Raw genomic sequence first — 23,927 nt, 5'->3', positions numbered from 1 at the left:
CATAGCCCTGATCATCCGATCTCAGCGTTGAGCCTCGGTCGCCATTTTCAGCGCCAGCGCGGTCAGCACCGTGCCCATCATCCAGCGCTGGACGACCATCCAGAACGGCCGCCCGGCAAGGAAATTCGCGATCGAGCCGGCGGTCACCGCGATGATGGCGTTGACGGTCAGGCTGATAGAGATCTGCGTCACGCCAAGCACCAGAAGCTGCGACAGCACATGGCCCTTGGCCGGGTTGATGAACTGCGGCAAGAGCGAGAGATAAAGCACCGCCACCTTCGGATTGAGCAGGTTGGTCATCAGCCCCATGACGAACAGCTTGCGCGGCCTGTCCTTGGGCAGCTCACGGACCTGGAATGGCGAGCGGCCGCCCGGCCTCAGCGCCTGCCAGGCGAGCCACAAAAGATAGAGCGCGCCCACGAAGCGCAGCGCGTCGTAAGCATAGGGCACGGCGAAGATCAGCGCGGTGATGCCGAAGGCCGCGGACAGCACATAGAACAGGAAGCCCAGCGCCACGCCGCCCAGCGAAATCAGCCCGGCCCTCGGCCCTTGCGACAATGAGCGCGAGATCAGGTAGATCATGTTCGGGCCGGGTGTGAGCACCATGCCGAGGCAGATCAGCGCGAAGGTCAGATGATTGGCGGCGTCGGGCATGGGAGTCTCCGCGAAAGCGCCGAGATGTGTCGCGCTTCGCGAGAGCGCGCAAGGGCTTGGCGGCGCCGGCCATTGCGCCAGACGTTTTGCGCGACAAAGGCTTAGGTCGCGATCCGTCGCGCCCCCGTCTGGCCTGCCGGCCATCTCCCCCACAAGGGGGGAGATCAGATGGCGCGTCGGCTTTCGCCAATCGCCAACGTTGCGGAACGGGCGCGGCGGGCGAAGCTGCCAATCTCCCCCCAAGTGGGGGAGATGTCCGGCAGGACAGAGGGGGGCGCTGTCCCGCCGACCTCTCTTGGTTGTGAACTAGCTGGTCGTCACCTCACCACGCGCAAGTTCGACAACTCGTTCGCAATCTCCTTGAAATTGTCGGACAGGGTCGCGCCGGTCGCGTTCCAGAAAAGCTTGGCGGGCTTGCTGGGGTCGGCCGGATCCTTGCGGAAGCGGGAGTCGGAAGAGCAGGTCTTGAGGGCGTCCATTGCCTTCTTGTCGCCGGCGTCGGTCGAGGACATGTCGAGCGCAACCGTCATCACCATGATGTTGGCCGCCTTGGCGTGGTCGCAGAGCTTCGCCATCTGCTCATTGAGCGCGTTGGTGTAGTTGCCCGAGGAATAGTTGAACTGGCCGATGTCGCTGGAGGTGCCGCCGAACAGGCGGGTGACCGAGGTGCCGTTGTAGCCCACTCCGGTATAGCCGTAGGCCGCATAGGTCGACTTGTTGCCGGCCGGATCGGAGCTCACCGTCGAATAGGTGTTCTCGCCGTCGGTGAGCACGATGACGACCTTGTCGTTGCCGCGTTCGGTCTCCGGCCTCCCTTCGGCGAACGGCTCCGTGCTGGAAACGGTGCGCCAGCCCCAGGCCATGCCTTCCGGCACATTGGTGTTGCCGTTGGGCTGCATCAGGTCGACTGCCGCCTTGATGGCGGCCAGCCCGTCCGCATTGGTGACGTCGGTGAGCGGCGTGATCGGGGTCGTGGTGCAGCTGTAGTTGGGGCCGGCCCCCGTTGCCAGCACCGGCGCATTGATCGGCCGCGGCATGAAATATTTGGCCATGTTGGATTGTCGCGTCTTGCCGGTGATGCTCGACGGATCGTCATTCCACCAGCTGTTGGCGGCGCCGTAGGTCAGCGGGTTCGGCTCGTCGGGATCTTGCGTCACCTTCCATTGGTTGCCGGGCTCGTCGGGCGCGAACATCGGCACGAACATCGTCGCCGGGTCGCCGACGCCGATGCCGGTGTTGTTCGGCCCGCCCGAAGCAGGCGTATCGTCGACATTGTAAGGGTAGGGGCGCACCTCGACGCAGCCCTGCCAGCTCGCAAACGGGCCGTAGGTGTCGTTGTAGTCATATTCGTTGTGGCTGCGTTTGCAGGTGTTGTTGGACCGGTACTCGTCGCAGACGACGCGCCTGCTGCCGACGATGCGCTCGTGACTGGTGACCACCTTCATGTCGCGATAGAGCGAAAAGCGGGTCAGCGCCTGGCCTTCCTCCGTCCCCCAGCCGGTGCCGTTCTTGTACCAGATGCCGTTGATCTTCTGGGCGTGTTTGTTGGCGGCGTTGAGCGTCGACCAGTCGAAATTCTCGTTGGCATTCGTCGACAGCCCGTAGACATCCATCCAGGAGGCGTTGTCGTTGTCCGGCCCGACATTGACGGAAGCGGCGAAGGGCACAAGGCTGAACTGGACCGGGTTGTCGATCTGCTTGATCTGCGCCGCCTGCTGCGCCAGCGTGTCGACCAGCTGATTGGCGGCCTGTTTGAGCAGGTCGATGCGCTTCTGCCCCGTACCGGATCCCTTGGTCGACATCGAGCCCGAATTGTCGAGCACCATCGCCACTTCCAGCGTGTTCTTCAAGCGCACCTGTGACTTCATCTCGAGCTCGACGGGCTTTTTCGCGTCGACTTCGTCCACGCCGACGAGCATTGCCGAAGCCGGATAGAAATAGGGTCGGTAGGTAAGCGTGGCGCTCATGGTCAGCAAACCGCCGCCGGCCTGGCTGGTGGGCAGCGTGATGTTGAGCGATACGTCCGCGGGGTCGATGGTGTTGAGGTTGGCGTTGAAGAAGTCGACCGCATAGGCCTTGATCTGATCGTTGGTGGCGCCCTCCGCCAACCGCCTCGCGGCGGCAAAATTCGCAGCATCGAGCGCATTCAGCACCATCTGCTTTTGGCGGTTGAGTTCGGTGAGATCGACGGCGATTGCCAGGGCGCCCATCAGTGGCACCATGGCGATCGCCGTCACCAGCGCATAATTGCCACGCCTGTCGCGACAAAAGCGAAGCCAGAATTCGCGCATCTTCAGCAAGCGGTTGCTCTTTCGGATCAGCTGACGATGCGCAGGTTCGACAATTCGCTGCCGATCGCCTTGAAGTCGTCCGAAAGCGTGGCGCCGGTCGAGTTCCAGAATAGCTTCGCAGGCTTGCTCGGGTCGGCCGGGTCCCTGCGGAAGCGGGAGTCGGACGCGCAAGCCTTCAGCGCAGCCATGGCCTTCTTCTCGTCCGCCTTGGTGTCGACCAGGTCGAGCGAGACCGTCATCACCATGATCCCGGCCGCCTTGGCGTTGGCGCACAGCGTCTGCATCTGTTCGTCAAGCGCGGCCGTGTAGTTGCCGTCCGTATAGGTGGTCTTAGGCACCGCGGTGCTCGTATTCATGAACAGGCGCGTGACGCTGCCCGATCCTGGATAGGTCAGCCCGGTATAGCCATAGGCCGCGTAAGTGGAACGATTGTTGGCATAGCTGGCGTCGCTGATCGCGCTGTAAGTGTTGGCGCCGTCGGTCAACACGATGACGACCTTGTCGTTGCCCTTTTCGCTGTTTGGCCGACCTTCGGTGAACGGCTCGTTGCTGGAGACCGTCCGCCAGCCCCAGGCGAGCCCCTCGGGTACGTTCGTATTGCCAGTTGGCGCCATAGCATTGATGGCGTCGGTCAGTTGCTGCTTCTGCGCACTCACCGTGACGTCCTTGAGGGGCGTGATTGGATTGGTGGTGCAGGCTGCGTTCGGGCCGTCACCGGCACCGGCCGAAGTCGAACCGTAAGGCTTCACCAGAAAGTACTTCCGCATGTCGGATTGCCGGTGAACAGCGGTTGGGTTTGATGAATAGGGCCAGTCTGCCCACCAATTGTTCTCGTAGCCGTAGCTCAAGCTGTTGACATCATTCGTGCCGTCGCGGTTGAAGTCGCGCCACAGCGTGCCGGGTTCGTCCGGGGCGAACATCGGCACAAAAAGCGTCGCAGGATTGGACGTGGTCGGCGTCGTGTCGTCGTCGTTGTAGGGATAAGGCCTGGCTTCGACGCACCCCTGCCAACTCGCATAGCGGCTGGTGGTGTAGACATATTGCGGGTCAGTCCAATGTCCGTCGGTGCATTTGCCTTTTTTGTTATACACGTCGCAGATGTACTGCTTTGAGTTCGGCACCTCTTCGCGACCCGATTCCACGGTCATGTCGGCATAAAGGCTGAAGCGGGTTAGGGGCTCACCCTTGGTATCGCCCCAACCGTCCCCGCGTTTATACCAGGCGCCATTGACCTTCTCGGCGTACTTGTTCGGATCGTTAGCGGCGCTCATCGTCGTCCAGTCGAAGTTCTCATGCTGGATCGGGGAGATACCATCTTGATCCATCCAGCTGTCGCCGTCATGCGTCGGCCCGACATTGACCGAGGCAGAGAACGGAACCAGCGAGAATTGCACCGGTTTGGAGATCTGCTTCATCTGCTGGGCCTGCAGTGCCAGCGTGTCGACCAACTGCTTGGCGGCGGCTTTCAGCAGGTCAATGCGCTTCTGCCCGGTTCCCGAGCCCAGGATCGACATCGATCCGGAATTATCCAGCACTAGCGCCACTTCCAGCGTGTTCTTAAGCCGGATTTCCGATCTCGCCGAAACATTGACGACGGAGTCGCCCGCTGTTCCGCCGAGCAGCATCGACGCCGACGGCAGGAAATAGGGGTGGTATTTCAGGGACGCCTCCAGGACCAGGGTGCCGCCGCCGGCATTGTTATTGGGCAGCGTGACGGTCAGCGTCGTGTTGGCCGGAGACACGTGCCTGAGATTGGCCTCGAAGAACTGCTTCGCGTAGGCTTTCGCGTCAGTGTCGCTCGCTCCGGTGACGATCTGCTGCGCAGTCGCGACGCCAGCAGCATCTAGGGCGTTGAGCGTCTCCTGCTTCTCTCTAACCAACTCCGTAAAATCGACGGCCAGTGCCACCGCACCCATCAGCGGTACCATCGTGATGACTGTCAACAGGGCGTAGTTGCCCCGCTTGTCGCCCATAAATCTGCCGATCATTGCGCTCAGCCCCCGCTAAAGACCCATATTGATATCAGACCATGGTCCTAGTTCAGTGCTACCATGGTCATAGATCCTTAAATTTCGGCTTGCGCGAAACGATCAAGAACGCACCGCCATTTTGACGGCGCGTTAACCCTGCGCTTCCGAACGGGCGTGGTCGGACTCCTCCCGGCGGCGATGGCGAAAGCTGGTGACAGGATGGAGCGCTTCGGTTATGCGGGACCGGCCGTGGCGGCCTTCGAACCAAAAAGGATGGCTGTCGCGGCTTTGCCCAAGATCAGCCTCAGGAAAACGGCATGGCGGACTCGCCAAACATCATCGCTTCGCTCGCCGATCTGACAGAAAACTACGCGGCCATCCTGTGCGACGTTTGGGGCGTGGTGCACAATGGCGAATGGCACTTTCCCGTCGCCGCGGAGGCGCTTGCCCGGGCGCGCGCGGCAAAAGTGCCGGTGGTGCTGATCACCAATTCGCCGCGGCGCAGCGCCGACGTCGTTGCGCAGATGCATGCGATCGGCGTTCCGGCAGATGCCTATGACCGTGTCGTCACCTCGGGCGACGTCACGCGCGACTTGATCGCCGAGGGTCCGAGGAAGATCTTCCACATCGGGCCCGAGCGGGACTTCACCCTCTATGACAGCTTGGACGTCGAACTCGTGGAGGAATTCGAAGCCTCCGGCGTTGTCTGCACCGGGTTCTATGACGACGAGGTGGAGAAGCCCGCCGAATACGGGGAACTGCTGCAGCGGCTGCGTGCCCGCAATCTGCCCTTCATCTGCGCCAACCCCGACATCCTGGTCGAGCGCGGCGAGCGCACCATCTGGTGCGCCGGCGCGCTGGCGCGCGACTACGCGCAGCTTGGCGGCTGCACGCTGATCGCCGGCAAGCCGTTCGCGCCGATCTACGACCTCGCCATGAAGGAAGTCGCCGGGCTGCTCGGCCACGCGGTCGAGCGAAAACAGGTTCTCGCAATCGGCGATGGCATGATGACCGATGTCAAGGGTGCCGCCGACAACGGGTTCGACGTGCTCTATGTCTCGGGCGGCATTCATGCCCGCGACTATGGCGACCCGCTGCGGCCGGATCCCGAAAGGCTGGCCGGTTTCCTCGCAACGCACGGTTATCGGCCGGTCGCCGTCATCGCGCGGCTGCAATAGGCGGGAAGCCGGACCATGACGGGCGCCCCGACATCACGCAGGTCGACATGACGCACGATTTCGAACGCATCTCCGCGGTCACGCCGTTGCCCGGGCGTTTGCGCGGCGGCGTCGTGGCGATCGGCAATTTCGACGGCGTCCACCGCGGCCATCTGTCGGTGCTGGAGCGGGCGCTCGCCGAAGCCGGCCGCCGCGGCGTGCCGGCCCTGGTGCTCACCTTCGAGCCGCACCCGCGCAAGGTGTTCCGGCCGGATGTGCCGCTCTTCGTGCTGACGCCGCCGCCGATGAAGGCGCGGCTCCTGGCCAGACTCGGCTTTGCCGCCCTCGTCGAGCAGCCGTTCACGCGCGACTTCGCCGCGCTCTCGGCCGAGGCATTCGTGACCGATGTGCTGGAGAACAGGCTGGGCGTCAGCCATGCCGTCACCGGCTTCGATTTCCACTTCGGCAAGGACCGCCAGGGCGGCCCGGCCTTTCTGATGGCGGCCGGCGAGCGCCACGGCTTCGGCGTGACGTTGGTCGACGCCTTCCGCGACGAGGGTGCCGAGGTGGTCTCGTCGAGCCGCATCCGCGCCCTGCTTTGCGAAGGCAAGGTCGAGGAAGCAGCCGGCCTGCTCGGCTATCGCTTCACCGTCGAGAGCGAGGTGATCGGCGGCCAGCAGCTCGGCCGCACGCTTGGCTTCCCGACCGCCAATATGAAGCTTTCGCCGGAAGCCACTCTGAAGGAAGGCATTTACGCCGTGCGCTTGCGCCGCGCCGATGGCACGCTCCATGACGGCGTCGCCAGCTTCGGCCGCCGGCCGACCGTCGACGATAATGGCGCGCCGCTGCTCGAAACCTATGTCTTCGATTTCTCCGGCGATCTCTATGGCGAGATCTGCCAGGTGTCGTTCTTCGGCTATCTGCGCCCCGAGCTCAAATTCGATGGGCTCGATGCGCTGATCGTGCAGATGAAGCGCGACGAGGCCGAGGCGAGGGCGCTGCTCGCCGGCGTGCGTCCGCTATCGGAGCTGGACGCCGCCATCTGCTTCTGAGGTCTGGAAGGCGCCGTGGCGAAGAGAAGGGCGTCAAAGCACCTGCGTCCGGCTAGCGATTGCAAACCTTGAAGATTGGCGAAACGCCCTCTCATGTCGTCATCCTGGGGCGTAGCAAGGAGCGAAGCGACACGGCGCAGACCCCAGGATCCATGCCGTGACGCCTGAGAGCTGCCGCGGTGCAGAATTCTGCTCAGCTGCGCCTTTCTGCCGAAGTTACGGCATGATCCCAGGGTCTTCGCAACGGAGCTTCGCTCCTGCTTCGCCCTGAGATGACCACGTTGGGCAGGCTCCGGCCAATCGCGAAGATCGAGTTCCCTACCGCTTGAGCGCCAGCCCGGTGGCAATGAAACTCCAGCCTTGGAAGACCAGGTCGACGGCCAGGAACATGCCGAGCACCCACAGGCTGTTGACCGGCCAGCCCATGGCGATGATCAGGCCAAGCAGGATGGTGATGATCGCAGCTGCCAGCAGCCATCCCCAGCCTTGCTCCGGGCGGTGGTTCCAGGCGACCCAGGCTCTCAGCAGCCCGGAAGCAATGAGGGCGATGGCGAGCAGAAATGTCAGCACCGCCGAGGCGAGCAGCGGGTTGTAGAAGGCGAAAAAGCCGGCGACGGCATAGAGCAGGCCGCTGAGCAACCAGTAAAAGAAGCGCCCCCAGGTCTTGACGCCGAAGGCATGGATGATCTCGATGACGCCCGCCATCAGCATCAGCCAGCCAACGACATAGACCGAAGCGACGGTGGCGATGAAGAGATTGCCGAAGGCGATGCCGCCGAAAATCAGCAGCAGCACGCCAAGCGCCACAAACCATCCCCATTTGTCGCGCGTGCGTCCGATCGCGTCTTCCAGGGCATTGCCTTGCAAGCTCATGGCTTCGCCTCCCTCCAGAGTTCGCCGCGCATCCTGCGGTTGAAGGAAGGTAATCCCGATGGCATCACCCGTCCAGCGCGGTGGCTATTGCCAAGATGCACCGAAGCTGATGTCTTTTGACTTTGCGCTATGGAGGTACGGCCATGAAGCGATCCTATGGGCTCGCCCTGTTTTCTTCGGCTCTCGCCCTGTCGACCGTCGCTTCGGCCCCCGCTTCCGCGGCGCAGCCCGGCGATCCGCCGGACGGCATCGCCAAGATAGAGACGGTGGTCGTCATCTTCGCCGAGAACCGCGCCTTCGATAATCTCTATGGCCATTTTCCCGGTGCCGAGGGCCTCGACAAGGCGAGCAAGGAAAGTTTGCAGCAGCGCGACCGCGACGGCTCGGTCCTGTCAGAACTGCCGCCGGTCTGGGACGGGCTGACCGCCAAGGGCGTCACGCCGCCGGTGACGCAGGCAATGACCGAGCACCTTCCGAATGAACCGTTCACGGTGAACGACCCGAAAGGGTTCAACGTGCCGCTCAGCGTCGTGACGCATGATCTGTGGCATCGCTTTTACCAGAACCAGATGCAGATCAACGGAGGCAAGAACGACATGTTCGTCGCGTGGGCCGATTCAGGCGCCATGCCGATGAGCAACTGGGACGCCTCCAAGACCGATATGTGGGCCATTGCGCAAAAATACGTGCTCGCCGACCATTTCTTCATGGGCGGCTTCGGCGGCTCCTTTTTCAACCACCAGTGGCTGATCTGTGCCTGCGCGCCGTACTACGCGAATGCGGACAAGAGCCCGGCCAAGCCGTCGATCGCGGTAACGGACGCTAGCGGCACAGCGCTGAAAATCGCCGACAATTCGCCGAAGTCGGTGCGCGACGGTATCCCGAAATTCGTCTCCGACGGCAATCTGACGCCGGATTTCTACGCGGTGAACACCATGCAACCGCCATACCAGCCGAGCGGCAACGATCCGGCGCCCGGCGGCGATCGGCTGCTCGCGGATCCAAGCAAGCCCACCACGCTGCCGCCGCAGACGGAACCGACCATCGGCGACATGCTCAGCCTCAAGCACGTCAGCTGGGCGTGGTATTCCGGCGCCTGGCAGTACACGCTCGACCACGGCAACAAAACACCGATCCCGAACTTCCAATATCATCACCAGCCGTTCAACTATTACGCCAACTACGCTCCGGGCACCGAGGCCAGGCGCGAACATCTGCGCGACGCCGGGTTAGCTGGCGTGAGCTTCATCCAGGCCATCGACGACGGCGTCCTGCCGCAGGTCTCTTTCTATAAGCCGCAGGGCAATCTCAACGAGCATTCCGGCTATGCCGACATCCAGGCCGGCGATCGCCATATCGCCGATGTCGTCGCTCATCTGGAAAAGAGCCCGCAATGGCCGCACATGCTGGTCGTCGTCACCTATGATGAGAACGGCGGCATCTGGGATCACGTCGCACCGCCCAAGGGCGACCGCTGGGGACCGGGCACGCGCATTCCCGCGATCATCCTTTCGCCCTTCGCCAAGCACGGCTATGTCGATCATACGCCTTATGACACGACGTCGATCCTGCGCTTCATCACCGAGCGTTTCGAACTGCCGGTCCTGCATGGCATCGTGGTTCGCGACAAGGCCGTGGCCGCGCATGGCGAGCCGCCGCTCGGCGATCTTACCGGCGGGCTTGACCTGAATTGAGGGCGCGTTTCCGGAGGACCAGGATGGACGCCGACCGGATCGTCGCGCTGGTCACGGCTGCCGGCATCGAGCTCACTGACCGCCGCCGCAACGCCAAGGGTGATGGCTGGTCGCTTAGCTTCTCCAACGGTGCCACCGTTGAGGTGGGCGACGAGGGATCGGCATGCGTCGCCGGAAAGGGCTCCAAGGCCGTGGCCAGGCTGCTGGACATGCCGCCCACGCCGCGCGGCAGCTGAGCCGGGCGGCCGATCTCCATGCTGGTGGTCCGCGCCGTCTCTGATACGGATCTTAAGTCAAAATTTACCGCACTGACGCCATGCCTTCTGCGCTGCCCGGTGTTCCTGCCGGCCTGTTTCGCGTAAAGGTTGACGATGCGTATTGTCGGGACGATTCCGCTGGTTCTCGCCTCTGGCCTGGTGGCCATCACCTCAGCCCATGCCGGCGAGGGGAGCTGGATTTCCGGCGACTGGTACCTGACGCTCGGCGCCACCGGTCTCGTTGCCCCGAATTTCGAGGGCGGCAAGAAATATATGCTGAGCGCCCAGCCCATAATCTCGCTCGGCAAGGCCGGCCCCGAGGCGCGCTTCACCTCGCGCAACGACAACATCTCGCTGGCGCTGATCGACGATGGCAGCGTGCGCGCCGGCCTGACCGGCAAGTTCCTGTTCTCGCGTTCCAGCAAGGACGAATTGGCAGGCCTCGACCCTGTGCGCTGGGGCGGCGAGGTCGGCGGCTTCTTCGAATTCTATCCGCTGGATTGGGTGCGGGCCCGGGCGGAGCTCAGGCACGGCATCCGCGCACATAACGGCTTCGTCGCCGACATCGCGGCGGACGCCTTCTACGACGTGACCCCGACCGTCCGCATTTCCGGCGGCCCCCGCGTCTCCTTTGCCTCGGCCGGCTATTTCGACGCCTATTACGGCGTCAACGCCACGGAAGCGGCGGCCTCGGGCCTCAGCGAATACCATCCCGGCGGCGGGCTGAAGTCGACCGGCCTCGGCGGTGCGATCACCTGGAAGGTGACCGAGCCGATGACGGCCAGCGTCTTCACCGAATATTCGCGCCTGATGGGGCCGGCGGCCGACTCCAGCCTGGTCAAGGAGCGGGGCGACCGCGACCAGTGGACCGTCGGCGTGTCGACCACCTACCGTTTCAATTTCTCGATGTAAGTCAAAAAACCGGCGCTTTGGCTTGAAATCCGCGCTTTATTCCTGCCGCGCCATCCGCTAAAAGCCACGCCATGACGAGCTTTTCGCGCCTTTTCGCGATCGCGATACGAATTATGGGCCCGGTGTTCCGGGCGGCCTGAGCGCCGCCGGAGCCGCCGGGACTCTTGCGCGCGGCCCTCGCGCTTTTTTCAGAACATGATAGTTCAACGCCCGGCCTTTTTGTGCCGACGGGCTATGCAGATGGCAGATCATGACCGAAACTGTTGAAACGATCGACTATTCCCGCACGCTCTATCTGCCGCGGACGGATTTCCCGATGCGCGCCGGCCTGCCCGAGAAGGAGCCCGGCCTGGTCAAGCGCTGGCAGGACATGGACCTTTACCGCAAGCTGCGCGAAGAGGCCGTCGGCCGCGAGAAATTCGTGCTGCATGACGGCCCGCCCTACGCCAACGGCAACATCCATATCGGCCACGCCCTGAACAAGATCCTCAAGGACGTGATCAACCGCTCCTTCCAGATGCGCGGCTACGATGCCAATTACGTGCCGGGCTGGGACTGCCACGGCCTGCCGATCGAATGGAAGATCGAGGAACAGTACCGGGCCAAGGGCAAGAACAAGGACGAGGTGCTGGTCAACGAGTTCCGCAAGGAATGCCGCGACTTCGCCGCCCATTGGATCAAGGTGCAGGGCGACGAGTTCCAGCGGCTCGGCGTCATCGGCGATTTCGACAATCCCTACACGACCATGGCCTATCACGCCGAGGCGCGCATCGCCGGCGAGCTTTTGAAATTCGCCATGTCCGGCCAGCTCTATCGCGGCTCGAAGCCCGTGATGTGGAGCGTGGTCGAGCGCACCGCGCTCGCCGAGGCCGAGGTCGAATACCAGGACTATGAGAGCGACACGATCTGGGCGAAGTTCCCGGTGGCGAGCCTTGCCAGGCCGGTCGACGCCGCCGATGCCGCGCCGGCGCTGAATGGCACGGCACTCGACCTGCTGGAGGCGCATGTCGTCATCTGGACGACGACGCCCTGGACGCTGCCCGGCAATCGCGCCGTCAGCTATTCGCCGCGCGTCGCCTATGGCCTCTACGAAGTGACCGCCGCTGAGAATGCCTTCGGGCCGCAGCCCGGCGAGAAGCTGATCTTCGCCGACGCGCTGGCGGAGGACGCCGCTTCCAAGGCCAAGGTCACCTTGAACCGGCTTCACAACGTCTCCCCTGAACAGCTTGCAAGTCTTACGCTTTCGCATCCATTCAGAGGGCTGGGCGGCGGCTACGAGTTCCCCGTGCCGATGATCGCCGGCGAGCATGTCACCGACGATGCCGGCACCGGCTTCGTGCACACCGCGCCCAGCCACGGCCGTGAGGACTTCGACGCCTGGATGGATGCGGTGGCCGAACTCATCAAGCGCGGCGTCGATACCTCGATCCCGTTTCCGGTCGACGATGCCGGCTTCTTCACCAAGGACGCGCCTGGCTTCGGCCCGGACCGCGAGGGAGGGCCCGCGCGCGTCATCGACGACAATGGCAAGAAGGGCAACGCCAACCAGGCGGTGATCGAAGAGCTGATCGAGCGCAACGCGCTGTTCGCGCGCGGCCGACTGAAGCACAGCTATCCGCATTCCTGGCGCTCGAAGAAGCCCGTCATCTTCCGCAACACGCCGCAATGGTTCGTCTATATGGACAAGGACCTCGGCGACGGCACGACGCTGCGCAGCCGCGCGCTGAAGGCGATCGACGACACGCGCTTCGTGCCGGCGGCGGGACAGAACCGCATCCGCGCCATGATCGAGGAGCGCCCCGACTGGGTGCTGTCGCGCCAGCGCGCCTGGGGCGTGCCGATCGCCGTCTTCGCAGACGCCGACGGCAATGTGCTGAAGGACGAGGCGGTCAACCAGCGCATCATGGATGCCTTCGAGCAGGAGGGCGCCGACGCCTGGTTCGCGCCAGGCGCCAAGGAGCGCTTCCTCGGCAACCACGACTCCTCGAAATGGCATCAGGTGACGGATATCCTCGACGTCTGGTTCGATTCCGGCTCGACGCATGTCTTCACGCTGGAGGACCGGCCGGACCTCAAATGGCCCGCCGACGTCTATCTCGAAGGCTCCGACCAGCATCGCGGCTGGTTCCACTCCTCGCTGCTCGAAAGCTGCGGCACCCGGGGCAGGGCGCCCTACGACACGGTCATCACCCATGGCTTCACCATGGACGAGGAAGGCCGCAAGATGTCGAAGTCGCTCGGCAACACGGTCGTGCCGCAGGACGTCATAAAACAGTCCGGCGCCGATATCCTGAGGCTCTGGGTGGTGACGACCGACTATTGGGAAGACCAACGGCTCGGCAAGAACGTGCTGCAGACCAATATCGATGCTTACCGAAAGCTGAGGAACACCATTCGCTGGATGCTGGGCACGCTCGCCCATGACGACGGCGAGGACGTGCCGCTGGACAAGATGCCGGAGCTGGAGCGGCTTATGCTGCACCGCTTGGCCGAGCTCGACGAGGTGGTGCGCCAGGGCTACGACGCCTTCGAGTTCAAGCGCATCACCCGCGCTCTGCTCGACTTCATGGTGGTGGAGCTTTCGGCCTTCTACTTCGACATCCGCAAGGACGCGCTCTACTGCGACGCGCCGTCCAGCTTGCGCCGCAAGGCGTCGGTTCAGGTCGTGCGTCACCTGTTCGAATGCCTGGTGAAGTGGCTGGCGCCGATGCTGCCCTTCACGATGGAAGAGGCCTGGCTCGACCGTCACCCGCAGGCCGCCTCGGTGCATCTCGACCAGTTCCCGGCCATTCCGGATAACTGGAAGAACGAGGCGCTGGCCGAGAAATGGCGCAAGGTCCGGCAGGTGCGCCGCGTCGTCACCGGCGCGCTCGAGATCGCGCGCGCCGATAAACTGATCGGCTCCTCGCTGGAAGCCGTGCCGGCGGTCACCATCGACGATGCGGCGCTGGAAGCAGCCATCGCCGATGTCGACATGGCCGAGATGGCGATCACCAGCGATCTGGTCATCAGGCATGGCAAGGCGCCGGAGGGCGCTTTCACGCTGGATGACGTCAAGGGCGTCGCGGTCGTGGTCGAGAAGGCCGAGGATCGCGGTCTGGTCAAATGCGCGCGCTCCTGGCGCTACACGGCCGATGTCGGGCAGGATCAGGAATTTCCGGATGTCTCGGCCCGCGATGCTGCCGTGCTGCGTGAAATGAGGGCGCTCGGGCGTTTGTAGGCACCTGTTCATAAGCCGGTGCAAAAGTGCCACGCCGGGCGGCGCAAATTCGCCCGCGCGTTGCCCTTGGTAAGCGGTTGAGGTAAACACGCGACACTCCGGCAGACAAATTGTCGCCGGATTTCCATCGCAAACGCGGGGAAGAAGGGGACCGCGCCCCTGTGGCCGGTGGCGACCGAGAGGCTTTAGAGTGGGACTTTTTGGCATGACCGAAAGAACGTTTGCGCGCGCCGCGCTGCTGGCGCCGCTTGTGGCATCGGCCATAGCCATGTCGGGCTGCGTCGGCTCTCCGACCTACGGAACCGACAAGACCGCCGCCGAGCAGCTCGCCGACGACGTTTCGGGCGCCATCGCGATCACGCCGAAGCACCGCGATCCTATCGACTACAAGCCGCGCCCCGATCTGGTGAAGCCCGCGCCGGGACAGAAGGAAGCTCTGCCGCCGCCGCAGGAAAGCATCCAGACGGCGAGCGCCGACTGGCCCGAGTCGCCCGAGGCGCGCCGCGCCCGCATTCGCGCCGACGCGACCGCCCACCAGAACGACCCGAACTACCAGCCGGAAGCCGTCGAGGATGTGCAGACCGACCCGGTGGCGGTGAAGAAGGCTTTGGCCGATTCGGCATCCAGCCATCCGCCGCGCTGGTCGCCGGACGATTCCAGCGCGACCCGAACCGCCGAGATCCAGCGCCGCCTCGCGGAGCAGAAGCAGGGCAATCCCAACGTCCGCAAGTATTTGAGCGAGCCGCCGCTTGCCTATCGTCAGGCCGCCGACACCGCGCCGCAAAACGAGCTCGGCGAGGACGAGTACAAGAAGGAGCGCCGGCTCAAGGCACAGGCGGAAGGCAAGAAGGGCGGCGGCTGGTTCGACTGGCTGGGTCTGTGATTAGTGAATAGTGAATAGTGAATAGTGAATAGTGAATAGTGAAATAGAGTTCCTCAACTGACTCACTACCCGCTACTTGCTTCACCATTCACCATTCACCATTCACCATTCACCGCTTTTCGCGGAAAAAATCCTTCAGGACGAGGGCCGCTTCGCTTTCGCCTAAGCCGGAATAGACGTCCGGCGCGTGGTGGCAGGTGGGCGAGGCGAAGAAGCGCACGCCGTTGACCACCGCGCCGCCCTTCTCGTCGGCGGCGCCGAAGTAAAGCCGCCGGAGTCTCGCGAACGAGATGGCGCCGGCGCACATGGCGCAGGGCTCCAGCGTCACATAAAGATCGTGACCGGTAAGCCGCTCGCTGGCGAGTTGCCGGCAGGCTTCGCGGATCGCCAGCATCTCGGCATGCGCAGTCGGATCGGCGAGCTCGCGGGTGCGGTTGCCGGCCTTGGCCACCACAATGTTGCCATTGGCGATCACCGCGCCGACCGGCACTTCGCCCCGGCTCGCGGCCGCTTCGGCTTCCTTGAGCGCCAAAGCCATGAAATCCGGCCGCTTCACGCGCTTTGCATTCCGATTACTCCTCGCCACCCGACGGTGATCCTGTTATCTAGCGCGTGACCCTGAAAACCGGAATCGGTTTTTGCCGCGCTGCTGCATGCGCAATCAAGCTGCTGCATGCGCAAATCAAGATGACACTGCTTGCATAACGCATCCGACCGGGCGCGTGCGCCGCGGCAGTCCAAGACGAGCAAGATCCATATGGACGACGACAAGAAATCATCACATAAAGGGCCGCGCAAAGGCGGATCAAAACCGACGCCGCGCGGCGACAAGCCGTTCCGCCAGGGAGCGCGTTCGCAGGGTAAGCCCTTCGAGAAGCGCGATGGCGCGCGCAAGCCCTACGCGCAGCGTGACGACAGGCCGATGGCCACCGATGGCGAGCGCCCTGCGCGCGATTTCAAGCGCAGCTACAAGCCGCGCGCGGTCGAGGGCGCGGAACGCGGAGAACGACCCTTCCGCAAAGGACCCCGCCCCGAGGGAAAGCCGTTCGAGAAACGCGATGGCCAGCGAAAGCCCTATACGCCACGTGGCGATCGGCCAGCGGCCGCGGAAGGCGAGCGCCGCGATTTCAAACGCAGCTATAAGCCTCGTCAAGCGGGCGAAGGTGGAGAGCGTGGCGAACGACCGTTCCGCAAAGGTCCGCCGCGCGACGGCAAGCCCTTCGACAAGCGCGAAGGCCGCAAGCCCTACACGCCGCGCGGCGACCGGGCGCTGGCCGCCGAAGGCGAACGCGCGGAACGGCGCTTCGACCGCCCCAAGCGCGATTTGAGCGATCGACCCAAGCGGGATTTCAGCGATCGGCCCAGGCGCGACTTGGCCGATCGGCCGAAGCGCGAGGACGGCGGCGAATTCGCGCAGCGCCCGAAGCGGGATTTCGCCGATCGTGCGCCGCGCGACAGCGCCGCGAGAAAGCCCGAAGGCGGCTTCAAGCCGCGCCCGCGGCCCTCGGAAGCGGCGCCGGAGGCCGGCGAGCGCATCGCCAAGCGGCTGGCGCGCGCCGGCATCGCTTCGCGCCGCGACGCCGAGGAACTGATCGCCGCCGGGCGCGTCAAGGTCAACGGCAAGGTGCTGTCGTCGCCGGCCTTCAACGTCATGCCCGACGATGTCATCCACCTCGACGGCACGGAAATTCCGCCGATCGAGCGCACAAGGCTGTTCCTGTTCCACAAGCCGGCAGGCGTCGTCACCACCAACCGCGATCCGGAAGGCCGCAAGACTGTCTTCGACGTGCTGCCGGCCGATCTGCCGCGGCTGATGACCGTCGGCCGCCTCGACATCAACACCGAAGGGCTGCTGCTGCTGACCAATGACGGCGGGCTTTCGCGGGTGCTCGAACTGCCGGCGACTGGCTGGCTGAGGCGCTATCGCGTACGCGTCCACGGCAAGGTCGAGGAGAGCAAGCTCACCGCCTTGCGCGACGGCATTGCCGTCGACGGCGTCTTCTACGGCTCGGTCGAGGCCTCGCTCGATCGCGAGCAGGGGAGCAATGCCTGGCTGACGATCGGACTGCGCGAGGGCAAGAACCGCGAGGTCAAGAACATCCTCGGCGCATTGGGACTGGACGTGACGCGGCTGATCCGCATCTCCTATGGACCGTTCCAGCTCAACGAGCTGCCGGAGGGGCACGTGCTGGAGATCAAGGGCCGCACGCTGCGCGAGCAGCTTGGCGAGCGGCTGGTTGAAGAGTCCGGCGCAAATTTCGAGGCGGAGATCCAGAAGCCTTTCTCCAACAAGCCGGTGCGGCGCAGCGAGCCGCGCCGCGATGACGACGAACGGCCGAAATTCACGCGCGAGGGCGACCGCCGGCCGATCGGAGAGGGCGGGCTGATCAAGGCCCGCAAGCGTCGTGAAGGCAGCCGCGACGAGGCGCTGAGCAAGCTTTCGACGAAGCCCGAGAGAGCCTTCGGCGAACGCGGTCCCCAGTCCGGCTTCGACAAGTCTGGCTTCGGCAAGTCTGGCTTCGACAAATCCGAGCGAGGCTTCGGCAAGTCCGACCGCGGCTTCGGCGGCAAGGCCGGCGGCAAGAAAGGCGAGCCGCGCCCGATCGAACCGCCAGGCCAGCGCAAGGCCAATGTCTGGATGGCGCCGGGCGCGCGACCGATCGGCAAGGGCAGGGCGGAAGCTGAGGCCGCCAAGGCCGCCGAAGCGAAGGCGCGCAAGGCGTCGTTCAAGCCGGGCGGCAAGGGCAAGCCGTTCGGCAAGCCAAGAGGCGATCGGCCAGAGGGAAGCGGCGGCACCGAGCATGAAGGCAAAGGGCCACGCGATCCGAAGAGGCCGAGGGGTAGCAATGCGGATCGTCGGCGGTGAGTTTCGCGGGCGTCCGCTGGCGACGCCCCGTTCCAATGCCATCCGTCCGACCACCGACCGCACCCGCGAGGCGGTGTTCAACGTGCTGGCGCACCGCTATGCCGAAAAGCTCGAAGGCGGCCGGGCGCTCGATCTCTTCGCCGGCACCGGCGCGCTCGGGCTTGAGGCGCTGTCGCGCGGCGCCTCCTATTGCGTCTTCATCGAGGAATCGACGGAAGGGCGCGGGCTGATCCGCGACAATGTCGAGGCGTTTGGACTGACTGGGCGGACCAAGATTTTCCGCCGCGACGCGACCCATTTGGGCGAAGCCGGCACGCTGTCGCCTTTCGGCCTGGTCTTCGCCGACCCGCCCTATGGCAGGGGCCTCGGCGAGCGCGCGCTGCGCTCGGCAAAAACCGGCGGCTGGCTCCTGCCCGGCGCGCTCTGCGTGGTCGAGGAGGCGGCGTCCGCGCCGTTCGAACCAGGCGTCGGTTTTTCCGTGGTGGACGAGCGCGGCTATGGCGACACGGTGATCCGGTTCATCGAGGTTGGGTGAGGGGCACTTCCCTTCTCCCACAAGGGGAAGAGGAAATGACGCAAGCGCCTCGAAAATGACGAACAAATCACTTTGCCTCGCCAGAGAACCTTTTCTATCGTCGCGCGACCGAAACCGGAGCATTTGATGACATTGAACACCAGAGGCCTGCGCGCAGCATTCCTTGCCGGCGCGCTGGCGTTTGCGGCGCAGGTTCCGGCACGCGCCGCGAACGAAGCCGAGGTCAAGGATTTCCTGCTCGAGAACGGCATCGAAGTCGTCGTCATTCCGGACCATCGCGCCCCGATCGTCACCCATATGGTCTGGTACAAGATCGGCAGCGCCGACGAGCCGCCGGGCAAATCCGGCATCGCGCATTTCTTCGAGCATCTGATGTTCAAGGCGACCAGCAACCACGCCGCCGGCGAGTTCGACCGCGCGGTGGCCGACATCGGCGGCTCGAACAACGCCTTCACCTCCTACGATTACACCGCCTTCCATGAGACGGTGCCGCCTTCGGCGCTCGAGGAGATGATGGGGTTCGAGGCCGACCGCATGCGCAATCTCGTCCTCACCGACGATGTCATCAAGACCGAGCGCGACGTGATCCTGGAGGAGCGCCGCTCGCGGATCGACAACAATCCGCAGGCAGTGTTGGACGAGGAGGTCGATGCGACGCTCTGGCAGAACCAGCCCTACCGCATTCCGGTGATCGGCTGGATGCAGGAGATGGAGCAATTGAACCGTGAGGACGCCAAGGCGTTCTACGACACCTTCTACCGGCCGAACAACGCCGTGGTGATCGTCGCTGGCGATGTCGCTCCGGACGCGGTGAAGGCAATGGCCGAAAGGACTTACGGAAAGGTGGCGCGCGGGCCGGACCTGCGCCCGCGCATCCGCCCGGTCGAGCCGGAGCAGAACACCAAGCGCACCGTGACGCTGACCGATGCGCGCGTCTCGGTGCCGAGCTTTTCCACACAGTGGGTGGTGCCGTCCTATCACACCGCCAAGCCCGGCGAGGCGGAGGCGCTCGATCTCCTGGCCGAAATCCTGGGCGGCGACAATCGCAGCCGCCTCTACCAGCAGCTGGTGGTGAAGCAGGGTATCGCCTCGGGGGCCGGCGCGTTCTTTCAGGGCACCATGCTCGACGCCACCAACTTCACCGTCTATGGCTCGCCGCGCGGCGACGCCAAGCTCTCCGATGTGGAAGCGGCCGTCGATGCCGAGGTCGCGCGCATTGCCAAGGACGGCGTGACCGACGACGAGCTGGAGCGGGCCAAGACCCGCTATGTCCGCTCGATGATCTTTGCCCGCGACAAGCAGGACGACATGGCCAATATGTACGGCTCGACGCTCGCCACCGGCGGCAATGTGAAGGATGTTGAGGAATGGCCGGACCGCATCCGCAAGGTCACTGCCGCAGAGGTCAGGGCCGCGGCCGCCCGCTATCTGGTGCTCGACCGTTCGACGACCGGTTATCTCCTGCCGCAGCAACAGGCGGGGAATTGATGATGAGCATGGTACGCGGACGAATAAGCGCTTCTTCCCTTCTCTCCTTGTGGGGTCCAAAGGACGGGGCGAGAACCGTGGCTCGCCCCCGGGCGGTGGCCGCAAAGCGGCCGGATGAGGGGTGCTCCAGCTTGGCGATATGCTCGAAATCGCCGCAGTCTCATTCCTTCCAGCGCCCCTCATCCGTCTCGGCGCTGCGCGCCGATCCACCTTCTCCCACAAGGGGAGAAGGGCGGTTCTACCGTATCGTCGCAACCCTCTGCTTCGCTCTGTTCTTCCTGCTCTTGCCGGCGCTTGCCGCCCACGCCGAGATGAACATCCAGGAGGTGAAGTCGAAGAAAGGCATCACCGCCTGGCTGGTGGAAGACCACTCGATCCCGCTGGTTGCCATCCGCTTCGTCTTCGACGGCGGCACCGCGCAGGATCCCGCCGGCAAGGAAGGCCTGGTCAATCTGATGAGCGGCCTGTTCGACGAGGGCGCCGGCGACCTCGACAGCGAGGCCTTCCAGTCGAAGCTCGACGATGCCGGCGCCGAGATGAGTTTTCAGGCGGCACGCGACGGCACTTATGGCTCGATGCGCATGCTGTCCGACCAGAAGGACGAGGGGTTCGGCCTGCTGAGACTGGCGGTGAACAGCCCGCGCTTCGACCAGGCGCCGATCGACCGCATCCGCGCCCAGATGCTCTCGGGCATTCTCGCCAATGAGCGCGACCCCAACACGATCGCCCAGCAGCGCTGGCTGCGCGCGATCTACGGCAAGCATCCCTATGCGCGGCCGGATGAGGGCACGAAGGAGAGCCTGGCCGCCATAACGGCCGCGGACATCAAGGCCTTTCGCAAAGCGAGTTTCGCGCGCGCCGGCCTGCATGTGGCGGTGGTGGGCGACATCGACGCCGCCACGCTCTCCGGCAAGCTGGACGAGGTGTTCGGCGACCTGCCGCAGACGCAGGCGCTGGCCCAGGTGGCGGACGTGTCACTGAAGCTCGGCCAGCAGCTGGAAGTGAACTACGACCTGCCGCAGACCTCGCTGCAGCTTGCCTGGCCTGGCGTGAAACGGAGCGATGCCGATTTTTACGCCGCCGTGCTGATGAACGAGATCCTCGGCGGCTCGACTTTCACATCGCGGCTTTACGAGGAGGTGCGCGAGAAGCGCGGCCTTGCCTATAGCGTCAGCTCCGATCTCGTCGATCACGAGCATTCCAATGCGCTGCTGGTGACCACGGCGACGCGTTCCGACCGCGCCGCCGAGACGCTCGCCATCGTGCGCCAGGTGGTAAAGGAGATGGCCGAGAACGGCCCGACCGAGGAGGAGCTCGCGGCGACCAAGAAATACATGATCGGCGCCTACGCCATCAACAATCTGGACTCCTCCAGTTCCATTGCCGCGACGCTGGTCGAGCTGCAGCTCGACGATCTCGGCATCGACTACATCAAGCGCCGCGCCGCGCTGATCGACGCGGTGACGCTTGCAGACGTCAAGGCGGCGGCAAAAAAGCTTCTGTCGGCCGACCCGGCGGTGATGGTGATCGGACCGCCGCTGGTGCAGGTGGCGGGAGCCCGCAAGGGATGAGCCCGACCTTCGCGGTTGCCTTCGGCGGCGGCGGCGCGCGGGGGCTGGCGCATATCCATGCCATCGAGGCGTTGGACGAGCTAGGGATCCAACCGGCGGCGATCGCCGGCTCCTCGATCGGCGCCATCATGGGCGCCGGCATGGCCGCCGGCATGCGAGGGGCGGAGATCCATGAATACAGCCGCGTGATCCTCGGCAGCCGCGCCGAGGTGGCCGCGCGCATGTGGCGCTCGCGGCCGGGCACGATCGCGGAAGCCATGCAGGGCGGCATCCGCGTCGGCCAGTTCAATATCGAGCGCATCTTGAAGGCCTTCCTGCCTGACGCCATTCCGGCGACCTTCGAGGAGCTGAAGATTCCCCTCAAGGTGACGGCGACCGACTATTTCGGCCACAAGCTCGCGGTGTTCGCGCAGGGCGATTTGCAATCGGCGCTGGCGGCCTCGGCCGCCATTCCGGCGGTGTTCCGCCCGGTGACGCGCGACGACCGGTTGCTGATCGACGGCGGCATCTACAACCCGGTGCCCTTCGATCTCGTCGAGAAGGATGCCGACATCATCATCGCCATCGACGTGGTCGGGGCGCCGAGCGACGTCGAACGCAAGCATCCGACCACGGTCGACCTTATGTACGGCGCCACGCAGCTGATGATGCAGTCGATCATTGCCAACAAGCTGCGGCAGCACCCGCCGGATATTCTCATCCGCCCGGCCGTCTCGAAATACCGCGTGCTCGATTTCCTGAAGATCGAGACGCTGATGGCCGACACCATCGAGATCAAGGACGAGCTGAAGCGCGCCGTCGAGAAGGCGGTTGCCGGACATGGCGGCAAGCTCGGCAAGGCGGTGTGAGGGGTGGGATAGGCCTGATCCGCTACATGGAAGACCGATTTCTATTTGCCTGCGCGATGCAGTTTTTCCACCTCTGCGTACAAGTACGCATTTTGTCATTAACTCTTCTTCGAATTCGACATTGACGCACGCGCTGCGGTAGAGTTAATAATATCCTAATATATGGGGTAGCGCGAAAAATCTCCCGACCGGCAACAACGAGTTACGGCGCTACTGGGGTAGGGGAAACGCAACGCGGCGATTATCGCCGTCGTAGCCATTACCATCGAGCCACCACCTGTCTGTGAACCGCTTTTGGGCTGGCCGTTCACGGGCCGGACCGTCGGGTTGCGCCTGGTTGCATGGCACTCTGATCCTTTCCTCTCCCCGTTAGACTGGGCGCCGATTCATTCGGCATGGGGTAGTCAGCCGTCTCCGACGGCCAACGAGCAGGCGCGGAGCGCGTCTGCCAGGGGGATGAAAGATGGCTTCGACTGTTGGCACGAGCAGCAACGACAATCTGGTTGGCGGCAGCGGAGCCGACATTCTGTCCGGGGGTGATGGGAGCGATCGCCTGAATGGCGGGTCTGGCGCCGACACGCTCGACGGAGGCAGCGGTTTCGATACAGTGCTTGGCGGCTCCGGCGCGGATACGCTCATCTATCGAGCGTGGGAAAATCAGTACAAGATTGGCGGCCAGGTTTACGGCACGGGCACAACGACCGGGCAAACGATCTTTTCCGGCTACGATGTCTATGACGGCGGCAACGGAAGCGCTGCCAAAGGCACAGCCGAGATCGATACGCTTTTCATCTATCTAAGCAATGACCAGCTGAACAACGCGTCGTTCATGACGGCGCTCAATAATGAAATTGCTCAGTTTCAAGCATTTATTGCCGCAAACTCCAACGTGAACACCGGTCAGGCTGGCCAAGCAGAGTTCACCTTTACCACCATCAATCTGAAAGTCTCCGCGATCGAGCAGGTTTTCGTCGTCCGTGACCCAGGCTCACCTGTCGGAGTTAACGACACCAACGCCGCGGATCCGGTGCGCGAGGCCGGTGTTGGCCCGGGAAATACACCTGTAGCGGGCGATCCCACAGCCGCGGGCAACGTGCTGTCTAACGATACGGATGCGGACGATGGCCAGGCATCCTTGGTTGTCTCGGCGGTCCGGACAGGTCCGGAATCCGGATCTGGAAGTGGGGGGGCCGTCGGATCTCCGTTGGTGGGCACCTATGGTTCACTTGTTCTGAATGCGAACGGAACCTACACCTATACGCTCAACAACACCGATCCCGACACCAACGCGCTGGCGCAGGGCGCCACTGTCACCGAGGTGTTTACATACACCGTCCGTGACCCGCATGGGCTCACGGATACTGCGCAGCTGACCATCACCGTGACCGGCACCAATGACGGGCCGGTGATCACGTCGGGCACGCAGGCCGGCGCGGTGACCGAGGACACGCAGCTGACGGCGACCGGCCAGGTCCAGGCTTCCGACGTCGACAACGGCGCCACCCAGGCCTACTCGGGCAACGCCGCCGGCGCCTACGGCTCGTTCGCCGTCGACGCGTCGACCGGTCAGTGGACCTACACGCTCGACAATGCCGCGCACCAGAACCTCGCCCAGGGCGAGAGCCACACCGAGATCTTCACGGTGACGGTGACCGA

18 protein-coding genes are annotated in these 23,927 nt (G+C 64.1%); 13 read left to right on the top strand and 5 right to left on the bottom strand.

The features are described from left to right. Positions 1 to 21: 21 nt before the first annotated feature. From CK220_RS20040 to CK220_RS20025, 3 genes are all read right to left on the bottom strand, one after another. Positions 22 to 654, bottom strand: a complete 633-nt coding sequence (locus tag CK220_RS20040; RefSeq protein WP_095813196.1) for a LysE family translocator — start codon at positions 652 to 654, stop codon at positions 22 to 24. Positions 655 to 971: 317 nt separating this feature from the next. Continuing rightward, positions 972 to 2,945: a pilus assembly protein TadG-related protein gene (locus CK220_RS20030; protein WP_095813333.1), complete on the bottom strand. Its 1,974-nt coding sequence runs from the start codon at positions 2,943 to 2,945 to the stop codon at positions 972 to 974. A gap of 26 nt (positions 2,946 to 2,971) precedes the next feature. Next, a complete protein-coding gene (locus tag CK220_RS20025; RefSeq protein WP_095813195.1) occupies positions 2,972 to 4,933 on the bottom strand; it encodes a pilus assembly protein TadG-related protein in 1,962 nt (653 codons plus the stop codon). A 299-nt stretch (positions 4,934 to 5,232) separates the two neighbouring features. Between CK220_RS20025 and CK220_RS20020 the strand changes: the two genes are divergently transcribed. Both CK220_RS20020 and CK220_RS20015 read left to right on the top strand, forming a co-directional pair. Continuing rightward, complete coding sequence (locus tag CK220_RS20020) at positions 5,233 to 6,093, top strand: TIGR01459 family HAD-type hydrolase (RefSeq protein WP_095813194.1); 861 nt, start codon at positions 5,233 to 5,235, stop codon at positions 6,091 to 6,093. Positions 6,094 to 6,140: 47 nt separating this feature from the next. Continuing rightward, the gene (locus CK220_RS20015) at positions 6,141 to 7,124 is read left to right on the top strand and encodes a bifunctional riboflavin kinase/FAD synthetase (RefSeq protein ID WP_095813193.1); all 984 of its coding nucleotides are present in this window, start codon (positions 6,141 to 6,143) and stop codon (positions 7,122 to 7,124) included. A 318-nt stretch (positions 7,125 to 7,442) separates the two neighbouring features. On the opposite strand, the gene CK220_RS20010 is transcribed toward CK220_RS20015, so the two are convergent. Further along, positions 7,443 to 7,997 carry an HdeD family acid-resistance protein gene (locus CK220_RS20010; protein WP_095813192.1) on the bottom strand — a complete coding sequence of 185 codons (555 nt, stop codon included), beginning with the start codon at positions 7,995 to 7,997 and terminating at the stop codon, positions 7,443 to 7,445. Between the two features lie 143 nt (positions 7,998 to 8,140). Here CK220_RS20010 and CK220_RS20005 point away from each other — a divergent pair, with 143 nt between their 5' ends. The 5 genes from CK220_RS20005 to CK220_RS19985 all read left to right on the top strand — a co-directional run bounded on the left by CK220_RS20005 (position 8,141) and on the right by CK220_RS19985 (position 14,963). Beyond that, positions 8,141 to 9,691 carry an acid phosphatase gene (locus CK220_RS20005; RefSeq protein WP_095813191.1) on the top strand — a complete coding sequence of 517 codons (1,551 nt, stop codon included), beginning with the start codon at positions 8,141 to 8,143 and terminating at the stop codon, positions 9,689 to 9,691. 23 nt (positions 9,692 to 9,714) lie between these two features. Next, entirely contained in the window at positions 9,715 to 9,927 is a 213-nt protein-coding gene (locus CK220_RS20000) for a hypothetical protein (protein WP_095813190.1), read from the top strand. A gap of 135 nt (positions 9,928 to 10,062) precedes the next feature. Continuing rightward, positions 10,063 to 10,860: a MipA/OmpV family protein gene (locus CK220_RS19995; RefSeq protein ID WP_095813189.1), complete on the top strand. Its 798-nt coding sequence runs from the start codon at positions 10,063 to 10,065 to the stop codon at positions 10,858 to 10,860. Between the two features lie 250 nt (positions 10,861 to 11,110). Further along, positions 11,111 to 14,080, top strand: a complete 2,970-nt coding sequence (gene ileS, locus CK220_RS19990) for an isoleucine--tRNA ligase (RefSeq protein WP_095813188.1) — start codon at positions 11,111 to 11,113, stop codon at positions 14,078 to 14,080. Positions 14,081 to 14,285: 205 nt separating this feature from the next. After that, entirely contained in the window at positions 14,286 to 14,963 is a 678-nt protein-coding gene (locus tag CK220_RS19985; RefSeq protein WP_095813187.1) for a hypothetical protein, read from the top strand. A gap of 109 nt (positions 14,964 to 15,072) precedes the next feature. On the opposite strand, the gene CK220_RS19980 is transcribed toward CK220_RS19985, so the two are convergent. Continuing rightward, on the bottom strand, positions 15,073 to 15,519 hold the full coding sequence (locus tag CK220_RS19980; protein ID WP_095813186.1) for a nucleoside deaminase: 447 nt from the start codon (positions 15,517 to 15,519) through the stop codon (positions 15,073 to 15,075). Between the two features lie 201 nt (positions 15,520 to 15,720). On the opposite strand from CK220_RS19980, the gene CK220_RS19975 reads away from it, so the two are divergent. The 6 genes from CK220_RS19975 to CK220_RS19950 form a co-directional block, all read left to right on the top strand. After that, on the top strand, positions 15,721 to 17,829 hold the full coding sequence (locus CK220_RS19975; protein WP_095813185.1) for a pseudouridine synthase: 2,109 nt from the start codon (positions 15,721 to 15,723) through the stop codon (positions 17,827 to 17,829). Continuing rightward, entirely contained in the window at positions 17,810 to 18,364 is a 555-nt protein-coding gene (gene rsmD, locus CK220_RS19970) for a 16S rRNA (guanine(966)-N(2))-methyltransferase RsmD (RefSeq protein ID WP_095813184.1), read from the top strand. Before CK220_RS19975 ends, rsmD begins: the two co-directional genes overlap by 20 nt. 126 nt (positions 18,365 to 18,490) lie before the next feature. Then, positions 18,491 to 19,852 (top strand): pitrilysin family protein, encoded by a 1,362-nt coding sequence (locus CK220_RS19965; protein ID WP_095813183.1) that lies wholly within the window; start codon positions 18,491 to 18,493, stop codon positions 19,850 to 19,852. A gap of 245 nt (positions 19,853 to 20,097) precedes the next feature. Then, positions 20,098 to 21,423, top strand: coding sequence for a pitrilysin family protein (locus CK220_RS19960; protein WP_245429306.1), 1,326 nt, complete (start codon positions 20,098 to 20,100; stop codon positions 21,421 to 21,423). Then, the gene (locus CK220_RS19955; RefSeq protein ID WP_095813182.1) at positions 21,420 to 22,271 is read left to right on the top strand and encodes a patatin-like phospholipase family protein; all 852 of its coding nucleotides are present in this window, start codon (positions 21,420 to 21,422) and stop codon (positions 22,269 to 22,271) included. Before CK220_RS19960 ends, CK220_RS19955 begins: the two co-directional genes overlap by 4 nt. A 463-nt stretch (positions 22,272 to 22,734) precedes the next feature. Next, the coding region (locus tag CK220_RS19950) for a VCBS domain-containing protein (protein ID WP_210201436.1) at positions 22,735 to 23,927 on the top strand (1,193 nt) is incomplete at its 3' end.

It is taken from the genome of Mesorhizobium sp. WSM3860, assembly GCF_002294995.1.
Lineage (GTDB): Bacteria > Pseudomonadota > Alphaproteobacteria > Rhizobiales > Rhizobiaceae > Mesorhizobium.
Note: the sequence above shows the minus strand (reverse complement) of the source record. Positions and strands in the feature narration are given on the sequence as shown.